At 67.0% G+C, this 20,281-nt stretch carries 15 protein-coding genes and 1 pseudogene; 7 read left to right on the top strand and 9 right to left on the bottom strand.

Features of this window, described 5'->3' with window-relative positions; all coding sequences use genetic code 11:
- Positions 1-48 precede the first annotated feature (48 nt).
- Both QUE68_RS22280 and QUE68_RS22285 read left to right on the top strand, forming a co-directional pair.
- A complete protein-coding gene (locus tag QUE68_RS22280) occupies positions 49-606 on the top strand; it encodes a restriction endonuclease (protein ID WP_286275911.1) in 558 nt (185 codons plus the stop codon).
- A 304-nt stretch (positions 607-910) separates the two neighbouring features.
- Positions 911-1,966, top strand: coding sequence for an IS110 family RNA-guided transposase (locus QUE68_RS22285; RefSeq protein ID WP_286274472.1), 1,056 nt, complete (start codon positions 911-913; stop codon positions 1,964-1,966).
- A 32-nt stretch (positions 1,967-1,998) separates the two neighbouring features.
- On the opposite strand, the gene lat is transcribed toward QUE68_RS22285, so the two are convergent.
- Together lat and QUE68_RS22295 are read right to left on the bottom strand one after the other, a co-directional pair.
- Positions 1,999-3,348: an L-lysine 6-transaminase gene (gene lat / locus QUE68_RS22290; protein WP_284228450.1), complete on the bottom strand. Its 1,350-nt coding sequence runs from the start codon at positions 3,346-3,348 to the stop codon at positions 1,999-2,001.
- Between the two features lie 52 nt (positions 3,349-3,400).
- Positions 3,401-3,862: an Lrp/AsnC family transcriptional regulator gene (locus tag QUE68_RS22295; RefSeq protein WP_284228451.1), complete on the bottom strand. Its 462-nt coding sequence runs from the start codon at positions 3,860-3,862 to the stop codon at positions 3,401-3,403.
- 30 nt (positions 3,863-3,892) lie between these two features.
- Here QUE68_RS22295 and hglS point away from each other — a divergent pair, with 30 nt between their 5' ends.
- The 4 genes from hglS (at position 3,893) to htpG (ending at position 10,217) form a co-directional block, all read left to right on the top strand.
- The gene (gene hglS / locus QUE68_RS22300) at positions 3,893-5,098 is read left to right on the top strand and encodes a 2-oxoadipate dioxygenase/decarboxylase (protein ID WP_286274473.1); all 1,206 of its coding nucleotides are present in this window, start codon (positions 3,893-3,895) and stop codon (positions 5,096-5,098) included.
- Positions 5,092-6,636 (top strand): L-piperidine-6-carboxylate dehydrogenase, encoded by a 1,545-nt coding sequence (amaB, locus tag QUE68_RS22305; RefSeq protein WP_286275913.1) that lies wholly within the window; start codon positions 5,092-5,094, stop codon positions 6,634-6,636. The genes hglS and amaB overlap by 7 nt, the downstream gene beginning before the upstream one ends.
- 30 nt (positions 6,637-6,666) lie before the next feature.
- The gene (locus tag QUE68_RS22310) at positions 6,667-8,181 is read left to right on the top strand and encodes a DUF222 domain-containing protein (RefSeq protein ID WP_455012402.1); all 1,515 of its coding nucleotides are present in this window, start codon (positions 6,667-6,669) and stop codon (positions 8,179-8,181) included.
- A 149-nt stretch (positions 8,182-8,330) separates the two neighbouring features.
- On the top strand, positions 8,331-10,217 hold the full coding sequence (htpG, locus tag QUE68_RS22315; protein WP_455013519.1) for a molecular chaperone HtpG: 1,887 nt from the start codon (positions 8,331-8,333) through the stop codon (positions 10,215-10,217).
- On the opposite strand, the gene QUE68_RS22320 is transcribed toward htpG, so the two are convergent.
- From QUE68_RS22320 to QUE68_RS22350, 7 genes and pseudogenes are all read right to left on the bottom strand, one after another.
- The gene (locus QUE68_RS22320; protein ID WP_284228455.1) at positions 10,214-11,356 is read right to left on the bottom strand and encodes a CaiB/BaiF CoA transferase family protein; all 1,143 of its coding nucleotides are present in this window, start codon (positions 11,354-11,356) and stop codon (positions 10,214-10,216) included. The two genes, htpG and QUE68_RS22320, sit on opposite strands and share 4 nt — an antisense overlap.
- Positions 11,349-12,269, bottom strand: coding sequence for an SDR family NAD(P)-dependent oxidoreductase (locus QUE68_RS22325; RefSeq protein WP_284228456.1), 921 nt, complete (start codon positions 12,267-12,269; stop codon positions 11,349-11,351). Before QUE68_RS22325 ends, QUE68_RS22320 begins: the two co-directional genes overlap by 8 nt.
- A complete protein-coding gene (locus QUE68_RS22330; RefSeq protein WP_286274476.1) occupies positions 12,266-13,099 on the bottom strand; it encodes a TauD/TfdA dioxygenase family protein in 834 nt (277 codons plus the stop codon). Before QUE68_RS22330 ends, QUE68_RS22325 begins: the two co-directional genes overlap by 4 nt.
- Complete coding sequence (locus QUE68_RS22335; RefSeq protein ID WP_286274477.1) at positions 13,096-14,958, bottom strand: flavin-containing monooxygenase; 1,863 nt, start codon at positions 14,956-14,958, stop codon at positions 13,096-13,098. The genes QUE68_RS22330 and QUE68_RS22335 overlap by 4 nt, the downstream gene beginning before the upstream one ends.
- Positions 14,955-16,145 carry an LLM class flavin-dependent oxidoreductase gene (locus tag QUE68_RS22340; protein ID WP_286274478.1) on the bottom strand — a complete coding sequence of 397 codons (1,191 nt, stop codon included), beginning with the start codon at positions 16,143-16,145 and terminating at the stop codon, positions 14,955-14,957. The genes QUE68_RS22335 and QUE68_RS22340 overlap by 4 nt, the downstream gene beginning before the upstream one ends.
- Positions 16,141-17,536 (bottom strand): annotated as a pseudogene (locus QUE68_RS22345) (aromatic ring-hydroxylating oxygenase subunit alpha); the annotation flags it as partial. The gene QUE68_RS22340 and the pseudogene QUE68_RS22345, both read right to left, overlap by 5 nt.
- Before the next feature lie 94 nt (positions 17,537-17,630).
- Positions 17,631-18,485, bottom strand: coding sequence for an SDR family NAD(P)-dependent oxidoreductase (locus QUE68_RS22350; protein ID WP_286274479.1), 855 nt, complete (start codon positions 18,483-18,485; stop codon positions 17,631-17,633).
- A gap of 39 nt (positions 18,486-18,524) precedes the next feature.
- Between QUE68_RS22350 and QUE68_RS22355 the strand changes: the two genes are divergently transcribed.
- On the top strand, positions 18,525-20,249 hold the full coding sequence (locus QUE68_RS22355; protein WP_286274480.1) for an SMP-30/gluconolactonase/LRE family protein: 1,725 nt from the start codon (positions 18,525-18,527) through the stop codon (positions 20,247-20,249).
- The last annotated feature ends 32 nt before the right edge of the window (positions 20,250-20,281 follow it).

The raw sequence follows: 20,281 nt of genomic DNA on the forward strand, positions 1-20,281 counted from the left end.
GAGTTTGCGCACGCTCGCGCCACGGGATTGTCGGTCCGACCGCCTAACATTCGCCTCGTGTGGAAGGCCTATGTCGTCGTGGCGGTCGCGGCGGGAGTCTGGGCGTACGTGGCCGGCCTCGGCGTGCCGTGGAGCGTGGCGGTCGCGGTGCTCGCCCCTGCGCTGCCCGCTTTCTTGGTGGGCGTGCTACGTGGTGCCCGCACCCCCGGCGCACGCGAGGATCCTGCCGGGGCCAAGCAGGCGATGTCGGGTGTCGAATTCGAGGACCACGTCGCACGCATCGCCAAGTCGAGCGGAACTTCGGTGATCATGACTGCGGTGACGGGCGACTTCGGCGTCGACCTCATCGTCGGTCGCCGGCCGAATCGCCTTGCCATTCAGTGCAAACGACAGTCACGTCCGGTGGGAGCGGGCGCCGTCCAAGAGGTCGTGGCCGGTGCGGTGATGCACGACTGCGCGCACACCATGGTCGTAACCAACCACGACTTCACCCCCGCCGCGCGCAAACTCGCCGAGCGGCACGGTTGTGTCCTCGTCGGCGGCAACGACCTCACCCGGCTCAGGTCGACCATTCGCCGACTGGTGGCACCGGACCCGGTTAGATAGCCGACCCAACCGCGGCGAGCGTGCGCAAACTCCGGAAATCGATCGGCGTGTCGCCCGCAGACACGCACTCAGTGTCATTCTCGTGGTCGCCGCTGGTGCGGTGGTTGAGTTCTTCTCACCTGGTGTTTGGCTCCGACACGCACTGCCGTCCTGCTCGGGGTCGGCTATCGAGCATTGTGCCGGCATCAGGTGGGAAGGACCGACCGGCGTGACTTGATAGGAGCGTGGCATCGCCCCCACTGAGATGTGTCCGCCGGCCGGCCCAACCTTCTACCCATCCACTAGATGAAAGAAGGCACTGCCCATGGTCGTCGTTGGAACCGACGTACACAAGCGCACCCACACCTTCGTCGCCGTCGACGAACATGGCCGCAAAGTAGGAGACAAAGTCGTCAAGGCGACCTCTGAGGGACATCTGGCGGCGTTGGCGTGGGCCAAGACCACCTTTGGTGATGACCTGCTCTGGGGTGTTGAAGATTGCCGCAACCTCTCGGCACGCTTAGAGCGTGATCTGCTCTCGGCGGGTCAGAAGGTAGTGCGGGTGGCGCCGAAGTTGATGGCACTGCAGCGGGCCAGCGCCCGTACCCGGGGCAAATCCGATCCCATCGACGCCTTGGCGGTGGCCCACGCCGTGTTGCGCCATCCCGATCTTCCCGTCGCAGCCCACGACGAGGTGTCACGCGAGCTGAAGTTGCTGGTGGATCGGCGGGAAGACTTGGTGGCGCAACGCACTTCGACGATCAACCGGCTGCTGGGCCGCATCCACGAACTCGACCCCACTCAGGCGCCGAAGAAGGCCTCCCTAGATCGGGCCAAGACTCAGATCGCCGTGGCCGCCTGGCTGGCCACCATCGACGGGCTCCTCGCTGAACTGGCCAACGACGAACTCGGCGACATCATCCGACTCACCGACATGATCGCCGCGCTCACCACCCGCATCGGCCAGGCCGTCCACGCGGCGGCCCCCACACTGCTCGCACTGCCCGGCTGCGGCGATCTGACCGCAGCCAAGATCGTGGGCGAGACCGCAGGAATCACCCGCTTCAAGAGCGAGGCCGCCTTCGCTTGTCACAGCGGGACGGCACCCATCCCGGTCTGGTCGGGCAACACCACCGGTCGGGTTCGTCTGAATCGCTCGGGCAACCGGCAACTCAACGCCGCCCTCTACCGCATCGCCCTCACCCAAATACGCATCGTCGGCAACCCTGGACACACCTACTACCTCAAACGACTCGCCGACGGCGACTCCCCCAAAGAAGCCCTACGCTGCCTCAAACGACGCCTAGCTCGAATCGTCTACAACCGCCTACAAGCCGACGAACAATCACGAAACCACCCAACCCAAACCGCCGCCGCTTGACATAGGAGCAATGCTCGCGGGAGGAACGGGGCTCAGAGGTCGGCGAGCACCGACCGCACGGCATCCACCGCGGCATCGATCTCGTCGCGCGACGCCGTGAGCGCAGGCCGGAATCGCACGCTGTCCGGACCGCTGGCCAGCATGATCACCCGACGGTCCCACAACTTGGCGATCAACTCGTCGCGCTGAGTCGCCGTAGGCATGCTGAACGCGCACATCAGGCCGCGGCCGCGGGGATCGACGACCAGCCCGGGGAACTCGGCGGTCAGATCCTGCAGACGGCTGAGCAGATGACGCCCCAGTTTGGTGACGCGCCCGAGGAGTTCATCGCCTTCGATGGTCTCCAGGATGCGCCGCGACCGGACCATGTCGGTCAGGTTGCCGCCCCACGTCGAGTTGATGCGCGAGCTGACGGCGAACACGTTGTCGGCCACATCGTCGACGCGTCGGCCAGCCATCACGCCGCACACCTGGGTCTTCTTGCCGAAGGCGACGACGTCGGGCGTGACACCCAATTGCTGATAGGCCCAAGGGGTTCCGGTCATTCCGCAGCCTGTCTGCACCTCGTCGAAGATCAGCAGGGCGTCGTACTCGTCGCACAGGTCACGCATCGCGGCGAAGAACTCACCACGGAAGTGGCGGTCGCCGCCCTCACCTTGAATCGGCTCCGCGATGAAGCAGGCGATATCGTGCGGGCTGGCCTCGAACGCGGCACGCGCCTGCCGCAGCGACTCGGCCTCCAGTTCGTCCATGGCTTCATCGTCGAGGCCGGGGCGGGTAAACGGCGCGTCGATGCGCGGCCAGTCGAACTTCGGGAACCGCGCGACCTTGTTCGGATCGGTGTTGGTCAGCGACAACGTGTACCCGCTGCGGCCGTGGAATGCGCCTTGCAGATGCAGCACCTTCGTCCCCAGCGCCGGGTCGATGCCCCGTGCCTCGTTGAACCGGCTCTTCCAGTCGAATGCGACCTTGAGGGCGTTCTCGACGGCAAGCGCCCCGCCGTCGACGAAGAACAGGTGCGGCAGGTCGGCGTCGCCGAGCACGCGAGCGAACGTCTCGACGAACCGGGCCATCGGGACGCTGTAGACGTCGGAGTTGCTCGGCTTGTTCACGGCTGCGGCCGCCAACTCAGCGCGGAACTCCTCATCGTCGGCGAGCGCCGGGTGGTTCATGCCGAGAGCGGACGAGGCAAAGAACGTGAACATGTCGAGATAGCGCTCGCCGGTGCGGGCATCGACCAGGAACGAGCCGGCGGATCGGTCGACGTCGAGGACGAAGTCGAGTCCGTCGGCGAGGATGCTGCGGCTGAGCACGTCACGAACGTCGTCGGGTGCCACGTGCGAACCGGGCGTCAGGGAGCGCGAAGGCAGAACGGCTGTCATGCGGTCATCGTAACGGAATATTTCCGCTTTGCACGCCGTCAGGCAGGATTATCTACGGTATGTAGTCGCGTCCTTCGTAAAACGTCTGTAGGATGATCGTGCTTCTGGTGCGGACGTTCGCGGCCGTTCGGATCTGCTGCAGCAGGTCTTCGAGCGCGCGCGCCGAACGCACACGCACCAGGAGAACGTAGCTCTCGTCCCCCGCCACCGAGTGACATGACTCGATGGCGTCGATGTGTTCCAGTCGGGCGGGCGCATCATCGGGTTGAGACGGATCGATAGGGGTGATGGAGACGAACGCCGACAGCATGTTCCCGACGGCCTCGGGGTCGATTCGCGCGCGGTATCCCATCACGACGCCGCGGGTCTCTAGCCGTCGCACACGCGACTGCACCGCCGATACCGACAGCCCCGCGCTCGCGGCCAGGTGGGCCAGCGTGGTGCGGCCGTCGGCGACCAATTCGCGGACCAACGTCCGGTCGATCTCGTCGAGCTCCTCGGGGGCGTCGGCCATGGCCGGAGACTATCGCAGGGGGGCCACCAGATGACCGTCTCCACCTGCGAGCTGCGGACGCGGTTCGCGGCCGCCCTGTCCCGGATGTACGGCGCCGAGGTATTGGCGTACACCACGCTGGTGGACGTCTGCACCGAGATCAACCGCGACCACGCGGGAGACGCCGCACTCGGCTCGCTCGAACGGATCACCGCCGAACGTCACGGCGCGATCCGGGTCGGCAGCCCGAGCGAACTGGCCCACGTGGCCGATCTCTTCGCCGCCTTCGGCATGCACCCCGTGGGCTACTACGATCTGCGCGGCGCCGCCTCCCCCGTCCCGGTGGTATCCACCGCCTTCCGCCCCGTCGACCCGGACGAGTTGGCGCAGAATCCCTTTCGCGTCTTCACCTCCATCCTCGCCAGCGCCGACATCCGGTTCTTCGATCCTGATCTGCGCGCGCGGATCGACCGGTTCCTCACCGAGCGTGAGCTGTTCGATCCGACGCTGATCGCCGACGCCCGCATCATCGCGGTCAATGGAGGCTGCCGGGCGAGTGACGCCGATGCGTTCGTGGCTCGCGCAGTGTCGGCGTTCGCCCTGTCCCGCGCGCCGATCGACGCCGCGTGGTACTCCGAGCTGACGCGGGTGTCGGCGGTTGCCGCCGACATCGCCGGCGTACGCACTACGCACGTCAACCACCTGACGCCACGGGTCGTGGACATCGATGAGCTCTACCGGCGGATGGAGGACCGCGGGATCGCGATGACCGGCCGCATTCAGGGACCGCCGCGCTGGGACGGACCCGATGTGCTGTTGCGCCAGACGTCCTTTCGGGCCCTGGCCGAGCCACGCCTGTTCCGCGACACCGAGGGCGCCGTGACCGAGGGCAGCCTACGGGTGCGGTTCGGCGAGGTGGAGGCCAGAGGCGTGGCGCTGACCCCCAGGGGCCGCGACCGCTACGACGCCGCCATCGCAGGCCACCAGCCGTGGGGTACCTACTTCCCCGCCACCCACGCCGAGCTGGCCGCCGCGGGACTGGCCTACTACCGAGGTGGCGATCCCACGAAACCCCTTGTCTACGAAGACTTCCTGCCCATCTCCGCCGCGGGTATCTTCCGCTCCAACCTCGACACCGACACCGTGGCGGTCGACGCCCCGGATCAGTCCGGCTACGGCGCCGATTGGCTGGCCGGCGTCATCGACCATCACGTCCACGACCCGTACGACCTCTACGAGAAAGCAGCAGCATCGTGACGAACCTCCTTCCGACCGCCGACGAACTTCGCGACCGGGCCCGCGCGGCACTCAAGGCCGTCGGCTCCGCGATCGAACTGGGCGAACCGGGTGGGCACGGCCTGCAGGCCAGCACCCCGATCACCGGCGACATCCTGTTCACCGTCACCGAGACCACGGTGGCCGAAACCAATTCCGCGATCGCCGATGCCGCAGCGGCTTTCGCCACGTGGCGGGTGACCCCCGCACCCGTGCGCGGCGCACTGATCGCACGGCTGGGCGAGCTCCTCATCGAACACAAGGCCGAGCTGGGCACGCTGGTGACCATCGAGGCAGGCAAGATCACCTCCGAGGCGCTCGGCGAGGTGCAGGAGATGATCGACATCTGCCAGTTCGCCGTGGGTCTCTCGCGGCAGCTGTACGGGCGCACCATCGCGTCGGAACGCCCGGGTCACCGGCTGATGGAGACGTGGCATCCGCTCGGCGTGGTCGGCGTCATCACCGCCTTCAACTTCCCGGTTGCGGTGTGGGCGTGGAACACCGCGGTCGCGCTCGTCTGCGGTGACACCGTGGTCTGGAAGCCGTCGGAGCTCACCCCGTTGACCGCCATCGCCTGCCAGGCGCTGATCGAGCGCGCCGCGACCGACGTTGGCGCACCAGCCAACCTGAGCCGACTCGTCCAGGGCGGCAGGGAGATCGGTGAGCAACTGGTCGACGATCCACGCGTCGCGCTGGTCAGTGCGACCGGCTCGGTGCGGATGGGTCAGCAGGTCGGGCCGCGGGTGGCGCAGCGGTTCGGCAAGTCGCTGCTGGAACTGGGTGGAAACAATGCCGCCATCGTCGCGCCGTCGGCGGATCTCGATCTCGCAGTGCGCGGCATCGTGTTCTCGGCGGCGGGCACCGCGGGGCAACGCTGCACGACACTGCGCCGCGTGATCGCGCACAGCTCGGTCGTCGACACCCTGATCGAGCGCATCACCGCCGCCTACCGCAGCCTGCCGATCGGTGATCCCGCTGCCGACGGAACCCTCGTCGGGCCCCTCATCCACGAGCGGTCCTACCGCGACATGGTGGGTGCGCTGGACAAGGCCCGCGCCGACGGCGGTGACGTGGTCGGTGGCGAGCGCCGCGACGTCGGGAGCGACGCCGGCGAAGGGGCCTTCTACGTCGAACCCGCCGTGGTCCGCATGCCGTCGCAGACCGCCGTCGTCCACGACGAGACGTTCGCACCCATCCTGTACGTGCTGACCTACGACACGCTCGAGGAAGCCATCGAGCTGAACAACGCCGTACCGCAAGGTCTTTCATCGGCGATCTTCACCACCGACATGCGGGAGGCCGAGCGGTTCATGGCGGCCGACGGTTCGGACTGCGGTATCGCCAACGTCAACATCGGCACGTCGGGCGCCGAGATCGGTGGCGCGTTCGGCGGCGAGAAGCAGACCGGCGGCGGCCGGGAGTCCGGGTCCGACTCCTGGAAGGCCTACATGCGACGGGCCACCAACACCGTCAACTACAGCTCGGAGCTGCCGCTCGCCCAGGGCGTCCACTTCGGCTAACAGGGCTGACGACTGGTTGTCGGTGGTCGAATGTATGTTCGATTCATGTCCACGGACCGCGTGCTCGCCGCAGTGGCGGCGCTGCGCGCGGTCCACGATGAACTCGACGCACTCGACTTCGATGCGTTGAGTGCGCGCGAGACGGTGACGCTGCTCGATGCCCTGGAGGAATCCGAGTGCCGCACCGCGGCGCATCGCCACCGGGCGCTGGCTCAGCTGCAGCAGCAGAGCACGCCCACGGAGATGGGCGCGAAGTCCTGGCGCGACGTGCTGGCGATCCGGTGGCGCCTGTCGGGCAGCGAAGCCGGGCGGCGTCTCACCCACGCCGCCCAACTCGGCCCGCGCCGCTCGATCACCGGTGAACCTCTGGCGCCGACCCTCGACGCGGTCGCGGTGGCCCAACGGATGGGGTTCCTCACCCACGAGCACGTGGACATCCTCTGCAAGGGCATGGCCAAGATCCCGGGCTGGGTGCAGCCCTCCGAACGCGAGCAGATCGAGGTGGACTGGGTACGCCACGGCGTCGGGGACGGACCCAAGGCTTTGAAGGATCAGATCGACCAGACCTTGTTCCTCCTCGATCAGGACGGTCAGCCCCCCAACGACGAGGAACGCCAACGCCGACGCGGCGCCCGCCTCGGGCCCCAACGCCACGACACCATGACCGAGTTCACCGCCACGATGACCCCGGCTCACCGCGCGGTGTGGGAAGTGCTGTTCGCGAAGTTCGCCGCCCCCGGCATGTGCAACCCCGCCGACGAGCAGCCCTGCTTCTCGGGTATCCCGAGCCAAGCCCAGATCGACGCCGATGACCGCACCCTGGCTCAACGGCAACACGACGCGATGGAGTTCATCGCCCGCCACGCCCTGAGCAAGGGGGAACTGGGCCACCTCAACGGGGTGCCGACCTCGATCCTGATCCGCACCACCTTGGCCGATCTGATGACGATGACGGGCACCGCCACCACCGGCGGCGGCACGTTCATGCCCGTCACCGACGTCGTCAAGATGGCCGCCGAACACAATGCGACCAACTACCTGGGGGTCTTCGACGACGCCACCGGTCAGGTGCTGGACTTCTACCGGGCCCGCCGCACCGCCTCCGTGGCGCAAAGGCTGGCGATCATCCTGCGAGACGGCGGCTGCACCAAGCCCAGCTGCCCCGTCCCCGCCTACGGCACCCAGGTACACCACACCGTCGCCGACTGGAACGACGGCGGCCACACCAACGTCAACGACATGAGCCTGGCCTGTGGACCCGACAACCGGATGGTCGGCCCAGACGGCTGGACCACCACCATGAACGAACACCACGACACCGAATGGCACCCACCACCACACCTGGACACCGGACAAAACCGGATCAACCACTACCACCACCCCGAACGATTCCGCACACCCCCCGACGACGCCTGGACCCCCGACGTTCCGGCGACCCGCAACGAGCACGGCCCGCTCTCACCGGGAGATGGCCCGGCGGCCGGCGATGCACCGACCCAGCGGGTCGTACCTCCTGTCGGGCCTGATCCGCCACTCGCCGCCTGACAGTGGGTCGATGTCGACGCCGGACGCCGCACGCCGGCGACGGCGGGAGTCCTGCGTCGTTGCACCCTTGGGGGTTTTAGGATGGCGACGTGAGCGAGCAGGTCGAACATAGAGAATTCCAGGCGGAGGCCCGTCAGCTGTTGCAGCTGATGGTCCATTCCATCTACTCCAACAAGGATTCGTTCCTGCGGGAGCTGATCTCGAACGCGTCCGACGCGCTCGACAAACTCCGCCTCGAGGCGTTCCGGGACAAGGACCTCGACGTCGACACCTCGGATCTGCACATCGACGTCGACATCGACGGGCCGGCGCGCACGCTCACCGTCCGCGACAACGGCATCGGCATGACCCGTGACGAGGTGGTCGATCTGATCGGCACGCTCGCCAAGTCGGGCACGGCGGAGCTGCGCAACAAGCTTCGCGAGGCGCAGCAGGCGGGCGGTGGCGACGAGCTCATCGGTCAGTTCGGGATCGGCTTCTACTCGACGTTCATGGTGGCCGACGCGGTCGAGCTCGTCACCCGGAAGGCGGGCGAGAGTTCGGCTACGCGTTGGGAATCCAGCGGCGACGGGACCTACACCATCGCCACCGTGGACGACGCACCACAGGGAACCTCGGTGAAGCTGCACCTGAAGCCCGAGGACGCCGACGACGAAATGCACGACTACACCTCGCCGTGGAAGATCAAGGAGCTCGTCAAGAAGTACTCCGACTTCATCTCGTGGCCGATCCGGATGGAAGTCGAGAAGACCGGCGGGCAGGAGCAAAGCGACTCGGGAGATGTCACGGCCCCGCCGGCCGAAGAAGGCGCCGAACCGACCGTGACCGTCGTGACCGAGACGATCAACTCGCGGACCGCACTGTGGGCCAAGCCCAAGGCCGAGGTGTCCGACGAGGAGTACGCGCAGTTCTACAAGCACATCGCCCACGCCTGGGATGAGCCGCTCGACGTCATCGCGATGAAGGCTGAGGGCACGTTCGAATATCAGGCGCTGCTGTTCATCCCGTCGATGGCACCGTTCGACCTGTTCAATCGCGACGGACACACCGGGATCCAGCTGTACGTCAAGCGCGTCTTCATCATGGGTGACTGTGACGACCTGATGCCCGAGTACCTGCGGTTCGTCAAGGGGGTCGTCGACGCGCAGGACATGTCGCTCAACGTATCTCGCGAGATCCTGCAGCAAGACCGCCAGATCAAAGTCATCCGTCGCAGCCTGACCAAGAAGGTGCTGTCGGCGATCAAAGACCTGCAGGCGACCCGGACCGACGACTACGCGACCTTCTGGTCGCAGTTCGGCCGAGTGTTCAAGGAGGGCTTGCTCTCCGACGCCGACAACCGTGACACCCTGCTGCGGCTGTCGTCGTTCACCTCCACGTTCAGCGAGTCGACGACACTCGCCGACTACGTGGGACGGATGAAGGACGGCCAGGACCAGATCTTCTTCGCGACGGGCGAGTCGCGGCAGCTCCTGGAGCGCTCACCACACCTCGAGGCCTTCAAGGCCAAGGGTTTCGAGGTGCTGCTGCTGACCGATCCCGTCGACGAGGTGTGGGTGGAGTCGGTGCCGGAGTTCGACGGCAAGACGCTGCAGTCGGTCGCCAAGGGCGAGGTGGACCTCGGCGCGTCCGACGCACCGAAGGACGAGTCCGACCACGGGGACTTCGCTGCGCTGTTGAGCTGGCTGCAGGAGACGCTGGACGAGCACGTCAAGGAAGTGCGGCTGTCGACGCGCCTGACGTCGTCACCGGCCTGCCTGATCACCGACACGTTCGGCATCACCCCGCAGCTGGCCCGCATGTATCGCGCGTCGGGGCAGGAGGTTCCCGTCGGGAAGCGGATCCTGGAGCTCAACCCCGACCATCCGCTCGTCACCGGTCTGCGGGATGCGCTGGCCCGGTCGGAGCAGAGCGACGGGCTGGCTGAGACAGCCGAATTGCTCTATGGGACGGCACTTCTCGCCGAGGGCGGGGCGTTAGAGGATCCGGCGCGATTTGCAGCGCTGCTGGCCGACAGGTTGGCGCGCACGGTCTAGCCCCGGGCGTCGAATTCGGCGAGCACCTCGACGGTGTCGGCGCCCAGCTCGGGTGCCGGGCCTGCCACCCGGCCCGGTGTTCGCGAAAACCAGGTAGGCACGCCGGGAAACCGGACGGGCCCGTGTTTGGTGTCCACCGTCTCGAAGAGCCCGACGGCGTTGAGGTGCGGGTCGTCGAACAACTCGGCGGGTGTCTGGATCGGTGCGGCGGGAATCTCCAACTCCCGGAACAGCTCCAGCCATTCGGCGGTGGTGCGTTCCAGCAGCGTCTCCGCGATCAGGCCGTACATCACGTCGATCTGCTTCGCGCGTTGTTCGAGGGTCGCGTACGACTCGTCATTCCAGGCGGGTTGGACCGCCTCGACGAACGCCTTCCAGTGCTTGTCGTTGTAGATCAGTACCGCGACGTGACCGTCCTTCGTCGGGTACGGCTTGCGGTTCGGCGCCACCGTCCGCGGATAGATCGCCGGGCCGAGCGGCGGTGAGAACATGGCGCCGTTGGCGTGCTCCACCAACATGAACGACGCCATCGTCTCGTACATGCTCACCTCCACCTCCTGGCCCTCGCCGGTGCGCTCGCGGTGGAACAACGCCATCATCGTGGCGTACAGGGCGGTGAGCCCGGCGACCTTGTCCGCCACGATCGTTCCGACATAGGTCGTCTCACCGGTGAGCAGTTTCTGCACGGCGGCGACCCCGGATTGCGCCTGGATGATGTCGTCGTAGGCCGGACGATCGGCCTCGGGGCCGCGGCGGCTGTAGCCGTAGCAGTTGGTGTAGACGATGTCGGGGTTGATGGCGGCCACCTGGTCGTAGGCGAACCCCAGCTTGGCGATCGCCCTGGCCCGCATCGAATGGATGAAGACGTCGGCGTTCTCGATCAGCGCGCGCAATGCCTCCGCGCCCTCGTCGGTGGTGAGATCGATGACGACACTACGCTTTCCGCGGTTGACGTTGACGAACACGCCACTCATGCCCGGCGCCGGGCCCACCGAGATGTAGCGGGCGTTGTCACCTTCGGGCGGTTCGACCTTGATGACGTCGGCGCCCATGTCCGCCATGATCTGCGTGCAGTAGGGCCCCATCACCACGGCGGTGAGGTCGACGACGCGGATACCCGCGAGCGGACCGCTAGCCATCGCTCGCCGCCATCGTGAAGCTGTACCGGATGTGGTCGGCGTGTCCATCGGGAACGGGCGGGAACACCAGCGCCGCGGTGTCGTCGCGGATGGCGTCCAGGTGCTCACCGACGTCCTCGACGGACCAGGCCGGCCGGTACACACCGGGGGTCTCCGCGATGAACGCGCGGGCCAGCCGACCCGCGAGTGCAATGAGTACTTCGCCTGTGATGGAACATGATTCGTGGGATAGCCAACCGACCGCTGGGGCGACCAGATCGGCACCCATCGGCGGGTAGGCCGACGTGTCGATCCCCTCGGCCATCCGCGTGACGGCGGCGGGCACGATGACGTTGCTCTTGACACCGTGTGCGGCGCCCTCGAGTGCGGCGACGTTGGACAGCCCGAGGATGCCTGCCTTGGCCGCGGCGTAGTTGGCCACGGCGTGGTTCCCGTACAGCCCACCGATGGACGACGTCAGCACGATGCGCCCGTAGCCGGCGTCACACATCAACGGGAAGGCCGGACGCACGACGTGGAACGCGCCTCGCAGGTGGACGTCCAGCACACCGTCGAAGTCCTCGTACGACATGTCGCGAAGGGGGCTCGGCCGCACATTCCCGGCGTTGTGCACCAGCACGTCGACGCGGCCGAAGCGTTCCATCGCGGAGCCGACGATCGCCGCGCCACCCTCGGCGGTCGACACCGACTCCGTACACGAAATGGCCTCTCCCCCTGCCGCATTGATCTCCGCAGCCACGTCGTGGGCCGGTCCGGTATCCAGCCCCTCGCCGCTCAGGCTGCCGCCGACGTCATTGACGACGACCCGCGCGCCGCGGGAGGCCAGCAGCAGAGCGTATGCCCGACCGAGACCGCGACCACCGCCGGTGACGACGGCCACGCGACCGTCGAATCGAAGCTCGGTCGCGCTCAAGCGAACGGTTCCTCACCGGCGAGCTTGGTCCGCTGCAGCAGGCGGCCGGACGTCGGGTCGTACGGGGTGGCACGGTGCATCGTGCCGGTGTTGTCCCAGACGACCAGATCGCCCACCGACCACACGTGGCGGTAGACGAACTGTGGCGAGGTGGCCCAATCCCGCAGTCGCACCAACAGTTCGGCGCTCTTGCGGTAGTCCACGTCCACGACGTGCCGGGCGGTGGCACCGAGCACCAGCGACTTGCGCCCCGACCGGTGCCGCCACACCAGCGGCAGATCGCGGTCCCCGCCGATGGCCTGCATCTGGCGAAGCGTCCTGATGTCCGGCTCGGGCTCGTAGTAGAACAGCGTGTTCCACGCCGAGTGCATGACCCGCAGCGACTCGATCTCGGCCTTGTCCTCGTCGGGCAGGGCGTCGTAGGCGGCGTAGGTGTTGCAGAACTCCGTGTCGCCCTTGCCGTCGGAGCCGAGCGAGACACTCTGCAGCAGTGACGCCAGGATGGGCACGTCGTTCATCGTGCCATCGATGTGCCAGTACAGCGAACCCTTCAGGTAGTTGGCCTGCTTGTTGACCTCGGTGTCCAGCGACACCTTGTACAGCTTCTCGCCACGGTTCTCCGCCGCGAACGTGCCGAGGGTCTCGGTGAAGGCGATCTGCTCGTCGTCGGTGAACCCGATCTTCGGGAACACCAGCACGCCACGACGTTCCAGGAGCTCGCGGATGTCGGCGGCGTGATCGCCGCTGAGCAACGCGGCCTTGTCGGCGATGATCTCGGTGCCAATCCGCGGCGTGATCTCCCTGACCGAAAGCGCCGTCGAGGTCGTCACGTCCCGAGCTCCAATCCGTCGAGGTCACCCTTGGCGCGCCACTCCGACAGGAGGTCACCGAAGGCGTAGAAGCCTGGTGCGTAGGGCTCGCCGAGGTGACTGCGAATGCCCTCGCCGGCCTCAGAACCCGGGCCGCCGCCCTCGTTGTTGTAATAGCCGGGTGTGCACTCGGCGTCGAACGCCGAGGTGTCGATCGCCGTCTCGCGCACGGTCGCGCACCAGCCGTCCTGCGCGTCCTGCGTCGGCTCGATCGTGGTGACGCCGCGGGCTAGCGCCTCGGCGATGACGTACGCGATGTGCTCGCCCTGAAGTTCGTAGTTCGCAGCGATGTTCGCCGAGATGCCGACCTGGGTGAAGCCAGTGAAGAACTGGTTGGGGAATCCTCGGCTCGTCATACCGTGCAGCGTCTTGAAACCGTCGGCCCAGTAGTCGTACAGCGAGACGCCGCCGCGACCCTCGATGGCGTCGATGCTGTAGCGCCTGCTGATCTCGGTGGTGATCTCGAAGCCGCTGGCGTAGATGATGCAGTCGACCGGGTATTCGACACCGCCCGCGACGAACCCCTTCGCCGTGAGCCGCTCCACCCCCTTGCTGCCCGATACGTCGACCAGCGTGACGTTGGGACGGTTGAAGGTCGGCAGGTAGTCGTCGTTGGAACATGGCCGCTTGCAGAGGAACCGGTAGTACGGCTTGAGCGCCTCGGCGGTCGCGCCGTCCTCGACGAGGGTGTCGACGCGACGTCGCAGCCGCTCCATGAGCTTGTAGTCCTCCTCCTCTCGGATCGCCATGAACTGTTCGGGCGTCATCGAGGCGGGATCGGGCAGCGCCAGCACGCGGGCGGCGGTGTTGCGGCCGAGCTCGGTCCAGAAGTCGCAGACGAGGTCCGGCTGGCCCAAGGCCATCCCCTCGAAGGTCCAGGCGTGGAAGTTGCGCTGCCGTTCCTTCTGCCACCCGGGCTCGAGCGTCTTCACCCATTCGGGATCGGTGGGCGCGTTGTTGCGCCGATCCACGGTCGACGGCGTGCGCTGGACGACGTAGACCTGCTTGGCGTACTTGCCGAGGTACGGCACGATCTGGACGCCGGTGGCGCCCGTTCCGATGATCGCGACGGTCTTGTCGGCGAGCTTGTCCAGCACCGGCTCGGCGGAGGTGCCGCCGGTGTACTCGTAGTCCCAGCGCGACGAATGGAAGCTGTGCCCCTCGAAGTCCTTGATCCCGGGGATGCCGGGCAGCTTCGGGCGATTGAACGGTCCCGACGCCATCACGACGAACCTGGCGCGCAGGTCGTCACCGCGGTTGGTGCTGATGCGCCAACGCTCGATCTCGTCGTCCCAGATCAGATCGCGGACCTGGGTCGAGAAGATCGCACCGTCGTAGAGTCCGAAGTGCTTGCCGATGTTGCGGCAGTGCTGGTAGATCTCGGCGCCGTCGGCGAACTTCTTGCTCGGGATGAAGTCGAGCTCTTCGAGCATCGGCACGTAGCAATAGGATTCGTTGTCGCACTGGATTCCGGGATAGCGGTTCCAGTACCAGACACCGCCGAAGTCACCGCCCATCTCGATGACGCGGACGTCGTCGACACCCGCCTTCTTGAGATGCGCGGCCGTCAGCAGTCCGCCGAACCCGCCGCCGAGCACGGCGACGTCGACGTCCTCGACGATCGGGTCGCGCTCGACACGGGGGGTATGCGGATCGATCTCCGCGAAATCCGCGTAACCGTCGCTCGTTTCGACGTATTGCTTGGAGCCCTCCTTGCGCAACCGCTTCGCGCGCTCGTGCTTGTACTTCTCCCGCAGCGCCGGGATGTCGACGTCGGTCGGGGTCTGCGTCGGACCGCAAGTCTCGGGAACCGCCGTCATGCCAGCGCCTCCGCGGGCAACGCGGCCTCGTGCAAAGGCGCGGCCATCTCGTGTACCGCGGGCAGCACCTCGCGGGCGAACAGTTTTACGCTCTCGATCGCGTCGGCGTACGGCATCGTGCCGAACTGCGGGACGATGGTGACCTCGGAGAAGGAGCATGCCTCCTGGGCAGCCTTCAGCTTCTCGAAGATGACCTCGGGCGTGCCGATCAGCAGGTTGGACGCGTGGTACCCGGGCATCTTCTTGGTGCCGGGCTCGGGCTTCTGCACGGCCTCGGCGAGGACGGCCGTCGCGGTGGCCTCCCGGGCGGCATAGGCCTCATACCCCTTGACGCCCTTGAAGTTCGACGCGTCGGCGAAACCGTAGTGCACGGTCACGTCGCGGTTGGCCGTCCAGATCCACTCGTCGGTCTGCGCTGCTAGCTCCTTCTCGGGCGTCCCCGGGCCCGTGCAGTACATGAACATCACGTTCTTGGGCTGGCAGGGCTCGAAGCCCTCCTCCTTGCGGAAGGTGTTCACCTTCTGCACCTCGGCGCCGGCATCCCAGATCGGCTTGTTGCCGACGAACAGCGGCACCATTCCCCGCCGGGACAGGATCTCCAGCGACTCGGCCGTCGACGACGAGCTGTAGATCCGCGAGAACAGGTCCTTGCTGTACGGCTCCGGGCGCAAGGACATCTCGGGGAAGGAGAAGATCTCGCCGTCGTAGGAGAAGCGTTCACCGCTGAAGGCCAACTCGAGGATGTCCAGACACTCGTTGAACCGCTCGCGGCTCTCCTCCCGAGGCACGCCGACGGCGTCGAACTCGGACTTCGACACCCCGCGGCCGATGCCGATCGTGTCGTACCGACCCTTGGAGACGATGTCGAGGTAGGCGATCTGATGGGCTAGACGGACGGGGTTCCACCACGGGGCGACGGCGACGAACGTGCCGAGCCCGACCCGCTCGGTACGGCCGGCGAAGTACGTCAGCGCCTGAATCGGGTTGGGCGTCATGCCATATGGGGTTCCGCAGTGCTCCGGGAACCAGATCCCGTCGAAGCCCAGCGGCTCGGCCAGATCGCCGAGCGCCAGCGCGCCTTCGACGCACTGCCAGTCGGGAGTGTCGGCCGGGCTGCTGAAGTTTCCGGCGAGCACCCGGTCCCAGTCGTGTGAGTTCTGTGCTCCGGTGCCAAGATTGACCTTCATTGGGTGTCTCCTTCTGGTGTGAGGCCTTGGGGCTCGCCGACGCCCATGTACTTCGACAGCTGGTAGTGCAGGTTGACGGTGCTTCGTTCGCGGTAGGGATTGGGCTTGGTACCGGGGAAGCCGAATGACTTCATGCCCTGCTGGACCGCTGCCATGTTCGAGAAGTCCTGCGGCAGCACTGACAGCCAATTGGGATCGCCGACCGGCGTGTACACCCATTCGGTCTGCGGCTCTTCACCCTTCGGGTACAACTAGAACACCGCCACCTCGAAGATGCACTTGTTCGGGTCATAGCTGGGATCCGGTCGGGCGCTGTAGCAGAGCGCGCTGGTCAGACCCTGGCCGATCTGGAAGTTGGGGAAGAGCTGCCACGCCGTACCGCTCTGGCCAAGGACGTCGGCGGGGATGGTCGGCCAGACGACACCGCGCGCGGCGTCGTCGTTGCGGGCCGAGGTCAGCCAGTGCTCGAGGACCTTGTTGGCGGGGGTCCCCTCGGGCAGCTCGTCGACCAGCCGCTTGGCGGCGTTCACCAGCGTCTGCGTGGTGGTCGCGTTGGTCTCCTCCATGGTGTAGACCTGCATCTCGGCGGTGGAGATGCGGGGGTCGCCCGAGCCGAGCCGGATCTTGGACTTGGTCTCGTCCATACCCTTTGGCGCGTCGTAGCCGATGTTGCTGTGCTTGCCCTGCGCCTTGGCCCAACCCTTGAACTCGCCGAACTTGTTGAACTCCGGGTGCGTGGTGAACACGTGGTAGGTCTCGTTGAACGCCTCCAGCGCGACCTTCCAGTTGCAGTCGAAGTTCAGCCACTTGCGCCACTTGAAGCGCATGTTCTCCAGGCCGAAGGGGTCGAGGATCTTGGCGGCCGGAAACAGATAGTCCGCCAACGGTTCCGGGTCGGTGTCCATGTTGACGAACAGCCAACCGCCCCAGGTGTCGACGCTGACCCGTGCGAGGTGGGTGTTCTCCGGTGTGAGTGCGCCCTGCCAGTCGTCCTGCTCGCGGATGTGCGTGCACGCACCGTCCAGCCCGTAGGTCCACCCGTGGAAGCCGCAGACGAACGACTTCCTGGCCCGGTCGCAGGCGTTCTTGGCGCCCGGCGGCACGTCGACGAGCCGCCTGCCGCGATGCATGCAGACGTTGTGGTGCGCCGTGAATTCATTTGGGCCACTACGCACGACGATGATCGAGTCGTCGAGGATGTCGTAGGTCAGGTAGCTGCCGACCTCGGGGATCTCCTCCACCCTGCCGACCTGCTGCCACACCTTGCGCCACAATTTGTCGCGTTCGGCCCGCGCGTAGGCCTCGGAGACGTAGGCGTCGACCCCGATCGTCGTCGGTGCCGAGAGCTCCTCGAGCACCTCGCGCACGACTTCGTCCTTCGTATCTGTCATCGTTCTCCTCCCTGGGCGGGCGTGAGCGTGCGCATTGTCCGGTTTTCCCTCGCGTGTCGGGCCGCAGACACGCACGCTCGCGCGAGGGTGGGGGTCATGGTCGGCTGATCTCCGCGCGGAAGGTCTCGTCCTTCAGGAACAGGGACGTGTGGTCGGCCGCGAGGTGGCTCCACTTCAGGTTCAGGCCGCCGTCGACCAGCAGGGTCTGACCGGTCACGTAGCTGGACAGATCCGACAGCAGGAAGAGGATGGCGCCGGCCTGCTCCGCGGGCGTGCCGCGTCGCCCCATCGCGATGGCGGCGCGGTCTCGTTGGGGGTCGGGGTCCACGTAGGTCGCCGACGCCGCCGTCTCCGTGACCCCGGGTGCCACGGCGTTGACGCGGATACCGTCGACCGCCAGTTCGAGGGCCATCGTGCGCGTCATCGCGACGACCGCGGCCTTGGCCGTGCCGTAGGCGATGTGGAACGGCGCCGTGTTCAGCCCGCTGATCGAGCTGACCGAGACGATCGAACCGGGCCTGCCCTGCGCGCGAAGCTCGGCGGCGACGGCCTGGCTGGTGAAGAACGCCGTCTCCAGATTGGCGGTGAACAGCTCGCGCCAGTCCGCGCGCGTCACGCGAGTGGCCGGCATCCACGTATGCGGCGCCGCCCCTCCGGCCACGTTCACCAACCCGTACAGGTCGCCGTCGGCGCGCCGGACCGCGTCCATCACGACCGCGATGCCGTCGTCGGTGGAGGTGTCGGCCGGCACCGGAACGACTGCCAGGCCGCGCTGGGCGAGCGGACCGATGTGCTGGTCCAGGTTCTCCGCCGACCGGCTGACCGCGATGACCGTCGCGCCGGCCTCCGCGGCCATGGTCGTGATGGTCGTGCCGATGCCGCCGCCACCTGCGCCGGAGACGACGACGATGCGGCCCTCCAGCCCGAGCAGACCGTCGTGCGCAGCCATGACCCGCTTTCCGTTCGCATCCATTTGTCCGGACAACATATGGCCCTCTGCCATTTGGAGAACACTATTCCGCAGCTGCAAACACTCGTCAAGGACGGAATCGTAAATCCGCCCACTCTATTGTCTGGACCAAGGGAGCTTGCTATCGTCCGACGCGTGAGTACCGGAGGGACGACCCGATACGCCGCGACGACGTCGCCCGACGTTGCGGCCGGATGGCGACTGGATCGGCTGACGGCGCCAAGTCGATTGTTCGGTGCCAATGGCCTGCGCACGGGTCGAGACGGTCGCATCTACGTCGCGCAGGTCACCGGCAGCCAGATCAGCGCTCTCGACCTCGCGACGGGTGAGGTGGACACCGTTAGCGCCAAGGGCGGCGACATCGTCGCCCCCGACGACGTCGCGTTCGATCCGAGCGGCAACCTCTACGCCACCGAGGTCATGGATGGCCGCGTCAGCGTGCGGGCACCCGACGGCACCACCCGCGTGCTGCGCGACGACGTGCCGTCGGCGAACGGCATCACCTTTCATCGTGGCCGCCTGTTCGTCGGCGAGTGCCGCGAGGGCGGCAGGTTGCTGGAGTTCGACCTGACCGGCGGTCCGCCGCGGATCCTGGCGGAGAACCTGCCGTCGCCGAATGCCATGGAGTTCGGACCAGACGGGCTGCTGTACTTCCCGGTGATGGGCGCCAACGAGATCTGGCGCATCGACCCGGACGCCGGGGGTGCGCCCCAGACGGTGGCGACCGGGCTGGGCGTTCCCGACTCGGTGAAGTTCGACGCAGACGGTTACCTGGTGTCGACGCAGGTCGCCTCGGGGCAGGTGCTGCGCATCGACCCGCGCACCGGCGATCGGACCGTCCTCGCCCAGCTGACACCGGGCCTGGACAACTGCACGTTCGTCGAGGATCGGCTGTTCGTGTCGCACTTCACCGGCGCGATCACCGAGATCCTCGCCGGGGGCGCGACGCGCACCGTACTGCCGGGCGCACTCAACTGGCCGTTGGATCTCACGGTCGGCGACGACGGTCGCGTGCACGTGGCCGACGGCACGTACTTCTACGCGCTGCAGCCCGACGGCTCGCTGCAGACCGTCGGCATGCTCTTCTCGCCCGGCTACCCAGGCTTCCTCCGCGGGCTGGTGTCCTCGGGCCCAGGGGAATTCACGGTGACCACCTCCGGCGGCCAGATCGCCCGGTACCGGCCCGCAGCCAACGAAACCGATTACCTCGCAGACGGTTTCGACCAGTTGTACGGCGTCGCACTGGGTCCCGGCGGCGTCATCGCCGTCGAACAGGGCACCGGCCGGGTGCTGTCGGTGAACCGCGACGCCCACGTCGAGACCGTCGCGAAGGGTCTCGACCGTCCCGTCGGTGTGGCGGTATCCGCCGATGGCGACGTGTTCATCGCCGAGTCCGGTGCGGGCCGCGTCAGCCGGGTGACACCGTCCGGCGTCGAGACGGTCGCCGACGGCCTGGAATGCCCGCAGGGTCTGGTGCTCGCCGACGGCCGACTATTCGTCGTGGACGCCGGCGAGAAGGCCGTCATCGCAATCAATACGTCCGACGGAACGCGCACCACCATCGCCGCGGGACTGGCCGTCGGGCCTCCACCGGGCGTGGAACCCAAGCCGCTACGGGGCATGCCCCCGTTCTCCGGGCCGCAGGGTCCGTTCGCGGGGATTGCGGCGGGTCCGGACGGCACGCTGTACGTCTCGGCCGATGGTGAGGGCACCGTCCTGGCGCTGCGGCGTGATCCCCCGTGACCGGGCCAGCGAGGAGCGAAGCGGGATCGCGC

Origin of the sequence: Mycolicibacterium sp. TUM20985 (assembly GCF_030295745.1) — a bacterium.
GTDB lineage: Bacteria > Actinomycetota > Actinomycetes > Mycobacteriales > Mycobacteriaceae > Mycobacterium.

What these genes read in the sequence shown, in the direction of transcription:
- QUE68_RS22285 (WP_286274472.1), top strand. Translation starts at nt 911, where the DNA reads ATGGTCGTCGTTGGAACCGACGTACACAAGCGCACCCACACCTTCGTC.
- lat (WP_284228450.1), bottom strand. Translation starts at nt 3,348, where the DNA reads ATGACAGCCGTTCTGCCTTCGCGCTCCCTGACGCCCGGTTCGCACGTG.
- QUE68_RS22295 (WP_284228451.1), bottom strand. Translation starts at nt 3,862, where the DNA reads ATGGCCGACGCCCCCGAGGAGCTCGACGAGATCGACCGGACGTTGGTC.
- hglS (WP_286274473.1), top strand. Translation starts at nt 3,893, where the DNA reads ATGACCGTCTCCACCTGCGAGCTGCGGACGCGGTTCGCGGCCGCCCTG.
- QUE68_RS22310 (WP_455012402.1), top strand. Translation starts at nt 6,667, where the DNA reads ATGTATGTTCGATTCATGTCCACGGACCGCGTGCTCGCCGCAGTGGCG.
- htpG (WP_455013519.1), top strand. Translation starts at nt 8,331, where the DNA reads ATGGTCCATTCCATCTACTCCAACAAGGATTCGTTCCTGCGGGAGCTG.
- QUE68_RS22320 (WP_284228455.1), bottom strand. Translation starts at nt 11,356, where the DNA reads ATGGCTAGCGGTCCGCTCGCGGGTATCCGCGTCGTCGACCTCACCGCC.
- QUE68_RS22335 (WP_286274477.1), bottom strand. Translation starts at nt 14,958, where the DNA reads ATGACGGCGGTTCCCGAGACTTGCGGTCCGACGCAGACCCCGACCGAC.
- QUE68_RS22340 (WP_286274478.1), bottom strand. Translation starts at nt 16,145, where the DNA reads ATGAAGGTCAATCTTGGCACCGGAGCACAGAACTCACACGACTGGGAC.
- QUE68_RS22350 (WP_286274479.1), bottom strand. Translation starts at nt 18,485, where the DNA reads ATGGCTGCGCACGACGGTCTGCTCGGGCTGGAGGGCCGCATCGTCGTC.
- QUE68_RS22355 (WP_286274480.1), top strand. Translation starts at nt 18,525, where the DNA reads ATGGCCCTCTGCCATTTGGAGAACACTATTCCGCAGCTGCAAACACTC.